The organism is Pseudomonas sp. KCJK9000 (assembly GCF_046230725.1).
Classification (GTDB): Bacteria; Pseudomonadota; Gammaproteobacteria; order Pseudomonadales; family Pseudomonadaceae; genus Aquipseudomonas; species Aquipseudomonas promysalinigenes.
This window is the reverse complement of sequence record NZ_JBJJLN010000034.1, coordinates 21,870-34,416: the sequence shown is the minus strand read 5'-3', so window position 1 is coordinate 34,416 and position 12,547 is coordinate 21,870. Positions and strand designations below refer to the sequence as shown.

12 protein-coding genes are annotated in these 12,547 nt (G+C 61.1%); 7 read left to right on the top strand and 5 right to left on the bottom strand.

Going from position 1 to position 12,547, the window contains the following annotated elements; translation table 11 throughout:
- Window positions 1–50: 50 nt before the first annotated feature.
- From hisD to ACK59H_RS15605, 5 genes are all read left to right on the top strand, one after another.
- Entirely contained in the window at window positions 51–1,376 is a 1,326-nt protein-coding gene (gene hisD / locus ACK59H_RS15625) for a histidinol dehydrogenase (protein ID WP_060478750.1), read from the top strand.
- 2 nt (window positions 1,377–1,378) lie between these two features.
- Entirely contained in the window at window positions 1,379–2,428 is a 1,050-nt protein-coding gene (gene hisC / locus ACK59H_RS15620; RefSeq protein WP_060478749.1) for a histidinol-phosphate transaminase, read from the top strand.
- Window positions 2,429–2,522: 94 nt separating this feature from the next.
- Window positions 2,523–3,173, top strand: a complete 651-nt coding sequence (locus ACK59H_RS15615; RefSeq protein WP_060478748.1) for a FadR/GntR family transcriptional regulator — start codon at window positions 2,523–2,525, stop codon at window positions 3,171–3,173.
- A gap of 14 nt (window positions 3,174–3,187) precedes the next feature.
- A complete protein-coding gene (locus tag ACK59H_RS15610; RefSeq protein ID WP_409264618.1) occupies window positions 3,188–4,468 on the top strand; it encodes a CynX/NimT family MFS transporter in 1,281 nt (426 codons plus the stop codon).
- Between the two features lie 95 nt (window positions 4,469–4,563).
- Window positions 4,564–5,049 carry a nuclear transport factor 2 family protein gene (locus ACK59H_RS15605; protein WP_060478746.1) on the top strand — a complete coding sequence of 162 codons (486 nt, stop codon included), beginning with the start codon at window positions 4,564–4,566 and terminating at the stop codon, window positions 5,047–5,049.
- Here the strand turns inward: ACK59H_RS15605 and ACK59H_RS15600 are convergent.
- Window positions 5,028–5,900: a hypothetical protein gene (locus ACK59H_RS15600; RefSeq protein ID WP_155500279.1), complete on the bottom strand. Its 873-nt coding sequence runs from the start codon at window positions 5,898–5,900 to the stop codon at window positions 5,028–5,030. The two genes, ACK59H_RS15605 and ACK59H_RS15600, sit on opposite strands and share 22 nt — an antisense overlap.
- Before the next feature lie 37 nt (window positions 5,901–5,937).
- Here ACK59H_RS15600 and ACK59H_RS15595 point away from each other — a divergent pair, with 37 nt between their 5' ends.
- On the top strand, window positions 5,938–6,240 hold the full coding sequence (locus ACK59H_RS15595; RefSeq protein WP_155500278.1) for a GIY-YIG nuclease family protein: 303 nt from the start codon (window positions 5,938–5,940) through the stop codon (window positions 6,238–6,240).
- On the opposite strand, the gene yejK is transcribed toward ACK59H_RS15595, so the two are convergent.
- Window positions 6,241–7,248 (bottom strand): nucleoid-associated protein YejK, encoded by a 1,008-nt coding sequence (yejK, locus tag ACK59H_RS15590; RefSeq protein WP_060478743.1) that lies wholly within the window; start codon window positions 7,246–7,248, stop codon window positions 6,241–6,243. It lies immediately after the preceding gene.
- A gap of 393 nt (window positions 7,249–7,641) precedes the next feature.
- On the opposite strand from yejK, the gene ACK59H_RS15585 reads away from it, so the two are divergent.
- The gene (locus tag ACK59H_RS15585) at window positions 7,642–7,923 is read left to right on the top strand and encodes an HU family DNA-binding protein (protein ID WP_060478742.1); all 282 of its coding nucleotides are present in this window, start codon (window positions 7,642–7,644) and stop codon (window positions 7,921–7,923) included.
- A 51-nt stretch (window positions 7,924–7,974) separates the two neighbouring features.
- Here ACK59H_RS15585 and rlmF read toward each other — a convergent pair whose 3' ends face one another.
- The 3 genes from rlmF to ACK59H_RS15570 all read right to left on the bottom strand — a co-directional run bounded on the left by rlmF (window position 7,975) and on the right by ACK59H_RS15570 (window position 12,544).
- Entirely contained in the window at window positions 7,975–8,928 is a 954-nt protein-coding gene (gene rlmF, locus ACK59H_RS15580; RefSeq protein ID WP_060478741.1) for a 23S rRNA (adenine(1618)-N(6))-methyltransferase RlmF, read from the bottom strand.
- A 176-nt stretch (window positions 8,929–9,104) separates the two neighbouring features.
- Window positions 9,105–11,951, bottom strand: coding sequence for a valine--tRNA ligase (locus ACK59H_RS15575; protein ID WP_409264617.1), 2,847 nt, complete (start codon window positions 11,949–11,951; stop codon window positions 9,105–9,107).
- Window positions 11,952–12,175: 224 nt separating this feature from the next.
- Window positions 12,176–12,544, bottom strand: a complete 369-nt coding sequence (locus tag ACK59H_RS15570; RefSeq protein WP_060478739.1) for a hypothetical protein — start codon at window positions 12,542–12,544, stop codon at window positions 12,176–12,178.
- Window positions 12,545–12,547: the final 3 nt, after the last annotated feature.

The following is a 12,547-nucleotide window of genomic DNA, read 5'->3' as shown; positions in this document are numbered from 1 at the left end:
ACTGGTAGCCTAGGGCGCCTGAGCATTCGCTAATAATCGAGGCCCTCGCCATGACCGTGTCCACTGCAATTGCCCGTCTCAACGCTGCTGACCCGGATTTCGCCCGACATCTGGATCATCTGCTGAGCTGGGAAAGTGTGTCCGATGACGCGGTCAACCAGCGCGTGCTCGACATCATCAAGGCCGTGCGTGAGCGTGGTGACGCCGCGCTGGTGGAGTTCACCCAGCGTTTCGACGGTGTTGACGCCAATTCCATCGATGATCTGATCCTGGGCCGTGAGCGCCTGGAACTGGCCCTGACCCGCATCACTGACGCTCAGCGCGAAGCGCTGGAAAAAGCCGCTACTCGCGTGCGTCTTTACCACGAGCGGCAGAAACAGGACTCCTGGCAGTACACCGAAGCTGACGGTACCGTGCTGGGCCAGAAGGTCACACCGCTGGACCGTGCTGGCCTCTACGTGCCGGGCGGCAAGGCGTCTTACCCGTCATCGGTACTGATGAACGCCATTCCGGCCAAGGTCGCAGGCGTTGGTGAAGTGGTGATGGTGGTGCCCACCCCGCGCGGTGAGGTTAACGAACTGGTGCTGGCTGCCGCCTGCATTGCCGGGGTCGACCGGGTGTTCACCGTTGGTGGGGCACAGGCCGTCGCGGCGCTGGCCTACGGCACCGAAAGCGTGCCGCAGGTCGACAAGATCGTCGGCCCAGGCAACATCTACGTCGCCACTGCCAAGCGCCATGTGTTCGGCCAAGTTGGCATCGACATGATCGCTGGCCCTTCGGAAATCCTCGTGGTGTGCGACGGCCAGACCGACCCGGACTGGATCGCGATGGACCTGTTCTCCCAGGCCGAGCACGATGAGGACGCCCAGGCCATTCTGGTCAGCCCGGACGCAGCGTTCCTCGACCGCGTGGCCGCCAGCATCGATAAGCTGCTGCCGACCATGGAGCGCGCCGAGATCATCGAAAAATCGGTCAACGGCCGTGGCGCATTGATCCAGGTGCGTGACATGCAGCAAGCCATCGAGGTGGCCAACCGCATCGCCCCTGAGCACCTTGAGCTGTCGGTCGCTGACCCACAGGCCTGGTTGCCGCAGATCCGCCATGCCGGCGCGATCTTCATGGGCCGTCACACTAGCGAAGCGCTGGGCGATTACTGCGCCGGCCCCAACCACGTGTTGCCGACCTCCGGGACTGCGCGATTCTCGTCGCCGCTTGGGGTGTATGACTTCCAGAAGCGCTCGTCGATCATCTTCTGCTCCGAGCAAGGTGCATCCGAACTGGGCCACACCGCCTCGGTTCTGGCCCGTGGCGAGTCGCTGACCGCCCACGCCCGCAGCGCCGAATACCGTATCCTGACCCAAGGCAAGGGGAACTGAACATGAGTCGATTCTGGAGCCCCTTCGTCAAGGCACTGGTCCCTTACGTACCCGGCGAGCAGCCCAAGATGGCCCGCCTGGTGAAGCTGAATACCAACGAAAACCCTTATGGCCCATCGCCCAAGGCGCTGGAAGCCATGCGCGGGGAATTGAACGATAACCTGCGCCTGTACCCGGACCCGAACAGCGACCTGCTCAAGCAGGCGGTTGCCGACTACTATGGCGTCACCACCGCCCAAGTGTTTGTCGGTAACGGCTCGGACGAGGTGCTGGCGCACATTTTCCACGGCCTGTTCCAGCACGACCGCGGCCCGCTGCTGTTCCCGGACATCAGCTACAGCTTCTATCCGGTTTACTGCGGCCTATACGGCATAGGCTTTGAGCAAGTGGCACTGGATGAGCAATTCCAGATCCGCATCGCTGACTATGCCAAGCCCAACGCCGGGATCATCTTCCCCAACCCTAACGCACCCACTGGCTGCCTGCTGCCGTTGCAGGCGATCGAGCAGTTGTTGCAGGCCAATCGCGATTCGGTGGTGGTGGTTGATGAGGCCTACATTGACTTCGGTGGCGAAACCGCCATCAGCCTGGTGGACCGTTACGATAACTTGCTGGTCACCCAAACCCTCTCCAAGTCACGCTCCTTGGCCGGGCTGCGGGTTGGGCTGGCGGTGGGGCATCCAGATTTGATCGAGGCACTGGAGCGGATCAAGAACAGCTTCAACTCTTACCCATTGGACCGGATGGCGATCGTCGGCGCAGCCGCAGCATTCGAAGACCAGGCTTACTTCGAGCAAACCTGCCGCCAGGTGATCGAGAGCCGTGAAGCGTTGGTCGAGCAGTTACTGGCCAAAGGCTTTGAAGTGCTGCCATCGGCGGCCAACTTCATTTTTGCCCGCCACCCGCAACAGGATGCTGCGCAGCTGGCCGCTCGCCTGCGTGAACAGGGTGTGATCGTGCGTCACTTCAAGCAAGCGCGCATTGCTCAGTTCCTGCGTATCACCATTGGCACCCCTGAGATGAATCAGGCACTGCTTGATGCTCTGAACTGAGGATCACCTGCCGGGGGCGGGCTAGGCTGCTCCCGGCAGGCAATGCTGCGAAAGACTAAGCTTGATTAATTCATCGGATGATTGGTTGAATGGAATGAGTCACGAATTGGCAAAGCGCTCGCTGGTCGAACTGGCTGTAGAGCGCATGCGCGAACGCATCCTGCAAGGCCACTGGCAAGTGGGCCAGCGCCTGCCCACCGAGCCGGTGTTGGCACTGGAAATGGGCATCAGCCGCAACACTGTACGCGAGGCCATGCGGGTCTTGGCATTCAGTGGGTTGGTCGAAGTGCGCCAAGGTGATGGCAGCTACCTGCGCACCTGCCAGGATCCGTTGCAAGCGGTGCAGGCCATGTCGCGTTGCACCTTTGAACAGGCTCGCGAGACACGACACATTCTGGAGGTTGAGGCCATCGGGCTGGCGGCGTTACGCCGCACTGACGAAGACCTGCGTGCATTACGCGCGGCGCTGGCGGGTAGTGCCGAACACTTTCACGGCGATATCGACGCCTATGTCAGCTGCGACCTGGTGTTTCATCAGCGCTTGATCGACGCCGCGCACAATCCCGCCCTGAGCGAGCTGTACCGTTACTTTTCAGGTGTGGTGGCCGCTGCGCTGCAACACAACATGGCGACCGTGCCGCGCTGTCAGGCGACCTTCGACCTGCACGGGCAGATCCTCGACGCCATCGAACAACGCGATCCGGAGCGGGCCAAGGCCCTCAGCCGGACCCTTATCGAATCTTGAAGACAAAACTGCCCATGACTGATCCAACGACCCGAGAGGCGCCTACCCGCGCTACCGACCTGGAAGAACTGCTGATCGACGCCGAGGCCGATGACGAGCAGGTGCAGCAACAGCCCCCAGCCTTGCACCGCCCATGGCTCTTGCTGCTTGGTCTGGTGCTGGTGGCGTTGAACCTGCGCCCGGCGTTGTCGAGCATGGCGCCAGTGCTGAACCAGGTCACGGCAGGCCTTGGCCTGAGTGCCTCCGCGGCCGGCTTGCTGACCACGCTGCCGGTACTGTGCCTGGGGCTGTTCGCACCCCTGGCACCGGCACTTGCACGGCGCCTGGGTAGCGAACGGGTGATCCTTGGCATTTTGTTCACGCTGGCATTGGCTATCCTGGTGCGTAGCGCCATGGGGGTAGCCGGTGTATTCATCGGTAGCCTGATGGCCGGGGCCAGCATCGGCATCATCGGCGTGCTCTTGCCTGGGATCGTCAAGCGTGACTTCCCGCAGCACGCCGGTACCCTGACTGGCGTATACACCATGGCGCTGTGCCTGGGCGCAGCCATGGCGGCGGGGGCGACGGTGCCGTTGACCCAGCATTTCGGTGATAGCTGGGCCCTCGGCCTGGGCTTCTGGATGATTCCGGCGCTGCTGGCCATGCTTGTTTGGTTGCCACAAGCGCGGCAGGGCTATGGCCTGCACAAGGTCAGTTACCGGGTGCGCGGGCTGTGGCGTGACCGGCTGGCTTGGCAGGTGACCCTCTATATGGGCCTGCAGTCGTCGCTCGCGTATATCGTCTTCGGTTGGTTACCATCGATTCTCATTGGCCGTGGCTTGAGCCCGACTGAAGCCGGCCTGGTGCTTTCTGGGTCAGTCATCGTGCAACTGGTCAGCTCGCTGAGCGCACCTTGGTTGGCCACGCGGGGCAAGGATCAACGCCTGGCAATCGTGATCGTGATGCTGGTCACGCTGGCGGGGCTGTTCGGTTGCCTGTATGCACCGATCAGTGGGCTGTGGGGCTGGGCGGTGCTGCTGGGGCTGGGCCAGGGCGGTACCTTCGCCTTGGCGTTGACGCTGATCGTACTGCGCTCCAGGGATGCCCACGTGGCGGCCAACCTCTCCAGTATGGCGCAGGGCGTGGGGTACACCGTTGCGTCCATGGGGCCGTTCGCGGTTGGCCTGGTGCATGACCTGACCGGTGGCTGGGCGGCAGTGGGCTGGATCTTCGCCGTGCTTGGCGTTGGGGCGATCATCTTTGGGCTGGGGGCAGGGCGAGCCTTGCATGTACAGGTGACGTGCGAGCAGCGCTGACACCTGTGGTGCGCTTATCTGGCGCGATCGCCTGCTGGCGTATGCCGGCAGGGAGGATTATCGTGCAGCTTCCCAGAGCAAGGACCAACAAGCCCATGAGCGATGCCAATTGTGCTTTGATCACCCGCTTCTACCAGGCTTTTCAGCGTTTGGACGCAGAAGCCATGGTGGCTTGCTACAGCGACGATATCGTGTTCAGCGACCCGGTGTTCGGTACCCTGCGCGGCCGCGATGCGGGTGATATGTGGCGCATGCTGACCAGCCGAGCCAAAGACTTTTCGCTGACCTTCGACCAAGTGCGGGCCGACCTGCACAGCGGGTGCGCCCATTGGGTTGCAACCTACCTGTTCAGCCAGACTGGCCGCACCGTGGTCAATGATATTCAGGCGCGTTTCGTCATTCGCGACGGGCAAATCTGCCAGCATGATGACAGCTTCGACCTGTGGCGCTGGTCACGCCAGGCCTTGGGCGCACCTGGGCTGCTGCTGGGCTGGTCGCCGATGCTGCAGAACAAGGTGCGCCAGCAGGCGTGCAACGGTTTGCGAGCGTTTCAGCGCAGTCAAGGCAGCGCCACCGCCTGATCGCTTTCGTGATAGCTGAACTGAGCACGTTCTTGGAGTGTGGCGGGTAGCCGGATGCGGATAACCGGGATGAAGGTGCCGTTGGTCCGGTGCCAGTCTTTCTGGTCTGCCTGAGCCTGCTGCAAGGCTCCCCCCGGTCCCTCGATGTAGAAGAACGACTGAATCGGCAAGGTGCTCGAGCGATCTTCATCCCACGCGCGTATGATCACCTCGTTCCAGGGGTAGGGCATTTCGTTGCCATAAAGCTGCTTGACCCGCAGGCTCTGATAAAAAGCATCGGCGCGTTCTGGCACCCGTTCCCGTTGTATGTCGAATGTGCACTGAGCTTTGTAGTCCGGGTTTTCTCTGAACTGTTCGATCCAATCCTCGGCGGTTAGGATGCCTCGTTCATGGCAGGCCATTTGTACGTCTGCGGTCTTGCGGTTGTTGCCACAACCGTGCCTGTCACGTTCCCAGCTGTCACTGTCGGTTGGCGAGGCGCAGAGCAGCTCGTACCGCAATGAGCCTTTTGGTCGTTGCAGCAGGGGATACAAGGTGTATCCACTGCGGCCATCTTCTGCCAATTGAAGGGTTGGAACATCTGCCCGCAGATACGAGAAGGATACGCCGCCTTTGGCTTTGGAGTTGGGGCTGTGATGCCAGGTGTGATACTGGGGCGAGGGCCGGGTACTGCGCAGCAGCACACCTGAGCAGGCATGGGCGGGTACGGCATTGCCTTGACATTGGGTAGGGGTCGAGTCGTGGTTACGCTGCATCTGTGCGGCGACTTGCGTGCCGGTAGAGGCATTGGCGTTGGCCACGGCAATCGACAGCGTGGCGCTGACCAGCAATTGGGTTAGTGTAGGAAACATGATGAAGCCCTTTTGAATTGGGCCCATCAAGCTAATGATGAAAAGAGCGAGCGTCGTGAGTGAAAATATACCGCCTGAGGTAGTGAAGCCTTGGTATGTCTACCTGGTGCGGGCCGCCAACGGCTCGCTGTATTGCGGTGTCAGCGATGACCCTCAGCGGCGGTTCGTGGCCCACCAGAAAGGCCAGGGCGCCCGCTATTTCAAGACCAGCCCCGCGCAGGCACTGGTTTATGTCGAGCAGTGGCCCGACAAGGGCGAAGCACTGCGTCAGGAGCGCCTGGTGAAGAAGTTGCGCAAATCGGCCAAGGAGGCTCTGGTTGCCTCCTATGATGGCGGGTGATCAGTCCTTGCGGCGCTTGAGCTGATCCACCAAGGTGGTCGGCAGGCCTTTGATGATGAGGGTGCCGGCGGCCTCGTCGTATTCCACCCTGTCACCGAGCAGGTGCGCCTCGAAACTGATCGACAGGCCCTCGGCGCGGCCGGTGAAGCGGCGGAACTGGTTGAGCGTGCGTTTGTCCGCGGGGATTTCCGGCGATAGGCCATAGTCCTTGTTGCGGATGTGGTCGTAGAACGCTTTTGGGCGGTCTTCGTCGATCAGGCTCGAAAGCTCTTCCAAGGTAACTGGCTCACCCAATTTGGTTTGAGTGGTGGCGTAGTCGACCAGGGTCTGGGTCTTTTCGCGGGCGGACTCTTCAGGCAAGTCCTCGCTTTCCACGAAGTCGCTGAAGGCCTTGAGCAGGGTGCGTGTTTCGCCCGGGCCGTCGACGCCTTCCTGGCAGCCGATGAAGTCACGGAAGTAGTCCGAGACCTTCTTGCCGTTCTTGCCTTTGATAAACGAAATGTACTGCTTGGAGCTCTGGTTGTTCTTCCATTCCGACAGGTTGATGCGCGCCGCCAGGTGCAGTTGGCCAAGGTCGAGGTGGCGCGAGGGCTTCACATCCAGCTCGGCATCCACCGCTACGCCTTCACTGTGGTGCAGCAGGGCGATGGCCAGGTAATCGGTCATGCCTTGCTGATAGTGGGCGAACAGAATGTGGCCACCAGTGGAGAGGTTGGACTCTTCCATCAGCTTTTGCAGATGTTCGACCGCCAAGCGGCTGAATGCCGTGAAGTCCTTTTCGGCTTCCAGGTACTGCTTGAGCCAACCACTGAGTGGATAGGCACCGGACTCGCCGTGGAAAAAGCCCCATGCCTTGCCTTGCTTGGCGTTGTAGCTGTCGTTGAGGTCGGCCAGCAGGTTTTCGATGGCATCCGATGCGGCCAGTTCGCTATCCCGTGCATGGAGCACGGCGGGGCTGCCATCGGGCTTCTTGTCGATCAGGTGAACGATGCAATGACGGATTGGCATGGAATTCTCGGTAAGTCCGGGGCGGCCGCAGGCCGCGCTGTAAAAGTTGGCCAGTTTACCCCAGACCACAGGTGGTGCTGTGGCCGGATGTTGGCTGAAATGTCGGTTGTTCGTTTTTTGTTCAGATTTGTAGCTTTTCGGCCAAAACCCCCGAAAAACCTGCACTAAATCGAGGCCGGTAGCGGATATTTATCCATTCCTGTGTTAGCTTTGCGCGGTCTTGCGCACCCCGTGTGGCGCATTGCTGGCAGCGTGCTCACGCGGTGTCGAACCAAACGCCGGATTACGCATCTACATGCGCGATTGGCGCGGCCCTCCACAGTTCAGGGGCTGGCCCGATAACGTCGTCGAACGCTGCATAACCACTGAATTTGATAGGGAAGGAACATCACCATGGCATTGACCAAAGACCAACTGATTGCCGATATCGCTGAAGCTATCGACGCGCCAAAGACCACCGCGCGTAACGCACTGGAGCAACTGGGCCAGATCGTTGCCGACCAACTGGAAAACGGCGCCGAAATCACTCTGCCAGGTATCGGCAAACTGAAAGTCTCCGAGCGTCCTGCCCGCACCGGTCGCAACCCTTCGACCGGCGCTGCCATCGAAATCGCTGCCAAGAAAGTTGTGAAGTTCGTTCCAGCCAAAGGCCTGAGCGACGCCATCAACAAGTAATTGTCGATGCGTTGATTACAACCGCGCCCGGGTTGCCCAGGCGCGGTTTTTTCATGCCTGCGATTTACGCCGGGCATGCCAGGCTTGGCGCGCGGCATCGTCGAGGAAGCTCCAGGCGACCATACGGCTCTGCTTTTGCCCCTGGCCCATCTCGGTAATGCGTACGGCCTTGGCCTCGGCCTTTTCGAGCGCCGCTTCGATACCTGGCAGGTTACTGGCTTTGGACACCAGGCTGGTGAACCACAGCACCTGTTGCGCGTATTGCTGGCTTTCCTCCACCAGTTGGGTAACGAAGCGGATCTCGCCGCCTTCGCACCACAGTTCGTTGTTCTGCCCGCCGAAATTGAGCACTGGCAACTTGCGCTTGGGGTCTTGCTTGCCCAGGTTCTTCCACTTGCGCTGGCTGCCGCGGGTAGCCTCCTCGCGCGAAGCATGGAAGGGTGGGTTGCACAGGGTCAGGTCGAAGCGCTCTTCGGTTTTCAGCAGGCCGGTGAGAATGCATTTGCGGTTGGCTTGCTGGCGCAGGCTGATGGCTTTGCTCAAACCGTTGGCTTGAACGATGGCCTTGGCCGAGCCCAGCGCAACCGGGTCGATGTCCGAGCCCAGGAAGCGCCAGCGGTAGTCGCTATGGCCTAGCAATGGATAGATGCAGTTAGCGCCCACGCCAATGTCCAATGCCTTGACCTGAGGGCCCCTCGGCACTTCGCCGGCGTTGTCTGCGGCCAACAGGTCTGCGGCCACATGCAGGTAGTCGGCACGCCCTGGGATGGGCGGGCACAGGTAATCGGCAGGGATATCCCAATACTGGATGCCATACTGCGCCTTGAGTAAGGCTCGGTTGAACACACGCACCGCCTCTGGGTTGGCGAAGTCGATGCTGGGTTTGCCGTGGGGGTTGGTGATGGTGAAGCGGGCCAGGTCTGGGTGGGCCTTGATCAAGCTGGGAAAGTCGTAGCGGCCCTGATGGCGGTTGCGCGGGTGCAGGGTGGGTTTGTTCGAAGTCATGACAGTGTCCAGCCCTATACGAGCGGTGGCTATGGAGCCTGGGGCTGCTGGGCAGCCCCTTCGCGGCACAAGGCCGCTCCAGCAGAACAGTAGCGCCTTTAGAGTCGGCGCCGTTCTGTGGAGCGGCCTTGTGTCGCGAAAGGGCCACAAAGCGGGCCCATCGGTCTCTCTAGAGATTAAAGCGCTGCAATGCGCGCATGCTGCTCGGTGAAGTTGGCCAGGGCTTGCTCGGACTCAGCCAGCTTGGCGCGCTCCTTCTCGATTACCGCAGGCGGTGCCTTGTCGACGAATGCGGCGTTGGACAGCTTGCCGCCCACGCGCTGAACCTCACCTTGCAAGCGCTGGATCTCCTTGTTGAGGCGAGCCAGCTCGGCGTCCTTGTCGATCAGCCCGGCCATCGGTACCAGTACCTGCAGGTCGCCGACCAGGGCAGTGGCCGACAGCGGGGCCTCGTCGGCATCGCCCAGTACCGTGAACGATTCGACTTTGGCCAGCTTCTTGAGCAACGCTTCGTTTTCCTGCAGGCGACGCTGGTCGTCAGCATTGGCGTTCTTCAGGAACAGCGGCAGCGGTTTGCCGGGGCCGATGTTCATCTCGGCGCGGATGTTGCGCAGGCCGACCATCAGTTCTTTGAGCCATTCGATATCGCCTTCGGCAGCCCCATCGATGCGGCTTTCATTGGCCACTGGCCATGGCTGCAGCATGATGGTCTTGCCTTCGATACCAGCCAGCGGCGCAATGCGCTGCCAGATTTCTTCGGTAATGAACGGCATGAATGGGTGCGCCAGGCGCAGCGCCACTTCCAGCACTCGCACCAGGGTGCGGCGGGTGCCACGGGCGCGCTCGACCGGAGCGTTCTCGTCCCACAGCACCGGCTTGGACAGCTCAAGGTACCAGTCGCAGTACTGGTTCCAGATGAACTCGTACAGCGCCTGGCTGGCCAGGTCGAAGCGGAACTGCTCCAGCTGGCGGGTGACTTCGGCTTCGGTACGTTGCAGTTGCGAGATGATCCAGCGGTCTGCCAGCGAAAGCTCGTAGGCTTCGCCGTTCTGCCCGCAGTCCTCGCCCTTGTCCAGTACGTAGCGGGCGGCGTTCCAGATTTTGTTGCAGAAGTTGCGATAGCCTTCGACGCGGCCCATGTCGAACTTGATGTCGCGGCCGGTGGAGGCCAGCGAGCAGAAGGTGAAGCGCAGGGCGTCAGTGCCGTAGCTGGCGATACCTTCCGGGAATTCCGCTTTGGTCTGCTTGGCGATCTTCTCGGCAAGCTTGGGCTGCATCATGCCGCTGGTGCGTTTTTCCAGCAGGGCATCGAGGGTGATGCCGTCGACGATGTCCAGCGGGTCGAGCACGTTACCCTTGGACTTGGACATCTTCTGGCCTTGGCCATCGCGCACCAGGCCGTGTACGTACACGGTCTTGAACGGTACCTGCGGGGTGCCGTCTTCGTTCTTGATCAGGTGCATGGTCAGCATGATCATGCGCGCAACCCAGAAGAAGATGATGTCGAAGCCGGTCACCAGCACATCGGTGGAGTGGAATTTCTTCAGGAACTCGGTCTGCTCCGGCCAGCCCAGGGTGGAGAAGGTCCACAGGCCCGAGCTGAACCAGGTGTCGAGCACGTCGTCGTCCTGGCGCAGCTTCACATCGCTGCCCAGCTTGTGCTTGGCACGCACTTCTTCTTCGTTGCGCCCGACGTAGACCTGGCCAGCTTCGTCGTACCAGGCCGGAATGCGGTGGCCCCACCACAGCTGGCGGCTGATGCACCAATCCTGAATATCGCGCATCCAAGAGAAGTACATGTTTTCGTATTGCTTTGGCACGAACTGGATACGGCCATCTTCCACGGCTTCGATGGCAGGCTCTGCCAAAGGCTTGGTAGAAACGTACCACTGGTCGGTCAGCCAAGGCTCGATGACCGTGCCGGAACGGTCGCCCTTTGGCACTTTGAGGGCGTGGTCATCGATACTGACCAGCAGGCCTTGGGCATCGAGATCGGCGACGATCTGCTTGCGGGCGACGAAGCGGTCCAAGCCTGCGTACTGGGCAGGTAGGCCGGTTTCGATCTGCTCGTTGACGCTGCCGTCGAGGTTGAAGGCCTGCGCGGCGGACAGCACCAGTGCGTTCTTGTCGAAGATGTTCAGCAGTGGCAGGTTGTGGCGCTTGCCGACTTCGTAGTCGTTGAAGTCGTGCGCTGGGGTGATCTTCACGCAGCCAGTGCCGAACTCGGGATCGCAATAATCGTCGGCGATGATCGGGATGCGGCGGCCGACCAGTGGCAGCTCGACGAATTTGCCGATCAAGGCCTGGTAGCGCTCGTCAGTCGGGTTGACGGCAACGGCGGCGTCACCCAGCAGCGTTTCCGGACGCGTGGTGGCAACCACCAGGTAGTCTTTGCCTTCGGCGGTCTTGGCGCCGTCGGCCAGCGGATAGCGCAGGTTCCACAGGTGGCCTTTCTCGTCGTGGTTTTCCACCTCGAGGTCGGAAATGGCCGTGTGCAGCTTGGTGTCCCAGTTGACCAGGCGCTTGCCACGGTAGATCAGGCCGTCCTCATGCAAGCGCACGAAGGCTTCCTTCACCGCCTCGGACAGGCCGTCGTCCATGGTGAAACGTTCGCGGCTCCAGTCCACGGACGAGCCCAGGCGACGGATCTGACGGCTGATATTGCCACCTGATTGGTCCTTCCACTCCCAGATTTTCTCCAGGAAGGCTTCACGGCCCAGGTCGTGGCGGCTTTGGCCCTTGGCTTCGAGCTGGCGTTCAACCAGCATCTGGGTGGCGATACCGGCGTGGTCGGTACCAGGCTGCCACAGGGTGTCGCGGCCTTGCATGCGGCGGAAACGGATCAGGGCATCCATGATCGCGTTGTTGAAGCCGTGGCCCATGTGCAGGCTGCCCGTCACGTTCGGTGGCGGGATCATGATGGTGTAGGACTCACCTGCACCTTGTGGAGCGAAATAGTTTTCGGACTCCCAGGTGTTGTACCAGGAAGTTTCGATGGCGTGCGGCTGGTAGGTCTTATCCATGCGCGGCGGGACCCTGTGCATTTATTCGGGAAAGCCGGGAAGTATAACCAAGCTGGGGGCCGCAGGCGACAAGCTGCTGCTATCTGGCAAGGCGGGCCTGGCTTGTGCTTAGCTCAACCCACAAGGCCTGCTAATACCTCAAGGTGAGCACCAAGCTGGGAGATCGGCTTTACCCGCGAAGCATGCAGTGCGGTGTGTGGCACCGGCACCGCACACTTGCAGGCTCACTCCGAACGTTTGATCAAGCGCTCGATCCGCGCATCCAGGCGGCGTTTGATCTCGTTTTCGATGTGTGGGGTGAAGTCGTTGATCACGTCCTGCATGATCATCTGCGCAGCGGCGCGCAGCTCGCTGTCCAGGTGCAGCAGAGTGTCCTGGCGGCGAGTCTGCGGGTCGTCCTGGGGTGGGCTTGCCATAGGCTGTTCAGAGGCTTGTGGTGCATGTCCGCTGGGCACATCAAGCAACAGCGGGATTTGCTCGACTGTTTCGGTCAGCAGCGGCGGTTGCAGGTCAGAATCGCCAAGCAGCTGGCGAATCGACTCCAGGTCATCCAGCAAGTGAGCAGAATCGGGTAGGGCGGAGGGCTTGTCCATCGT

Coding starts and splice junctions, on each gene's coding strand:
- rlmF (WP_060478741.1), bottom strand. CDS start 8,928: ATGACTTCGAACAAACCCACCCTGCACCCGCGCAACCGCCATCAGGGC.
- ACK59H_RS15575 (WP_409264617.1), bottom strand. CDS start 11,951: ATGGATAAGACCTACCAGCCGCACGCCATCGAAACTTCCTGGTACAAC.
- ACK59H_RS15600 (WP_155500279.1), bottom strand. CDS start 5,900: ATGTTTCCTACACTAACCCAATTGCTGGTCAGCGCCACGCTGTCGATT.
- hisD (WP_060478750.1), top strand. CDS start 51: ATGACCGTGTCCACTGCAATTGCCCGTCTCAACGCTGCTGACCCGGAT.
- ACK59H_RS15610 (WP_409264618.1), top strand. CDS start 3,188: ATGACTGATCCAACGACCCGAGAGGCGCCTACCCGCGCTACCGACCTG.
- ACK59H_RS15605 (WP_060478746.1), top strand. CDS start 4,564: ATGAGCGATGCCAATTGTGCTTTGATCACCCGCTTCTACCAGGCTTTT.
- ACK59H_RS15595 (WP_155500278.1), top strand. CDS start 5,938: ATGAAAAGAGCGAGCGTCGTGAGTGAAAATATACCGCCTGAGGTAGTG.
- yejK (WP_060478743.1), bottom strand. CDS start 7,248: ATGCCAATCCGTCATTGCATCGTTCACCTGATCGACAAGAAGCCCGAT.
- hisC (WP_060478749.1), top strand. CDS start 1,379: ATGAGTCGATTCTGGAGCCCCTTCGTCAAGGCACTGGTCCCTTACGTA.
- ACK59H_RS15615 (WP_060478748.1), top strand. CDS start 2,523: ATGAGTCACGAATTGGCAAAGCGCTCGCTGGTCGAACTGGCTGTAGAG.
- ACK59H_RS15585 (WP_060478742.1), top strand. CDS start 7,642: ATGGCATTGACCAAAGACCAACTGATTGCCGATATCGCTGAAGCTATC.
- ACK59H_RS15570 (WP_060478739.1), bottom strand. CDS start 12,544: ATGGACAAGCCCTCCGCCCTACCCGATTCTGCTCACTTGCTGGATGAC.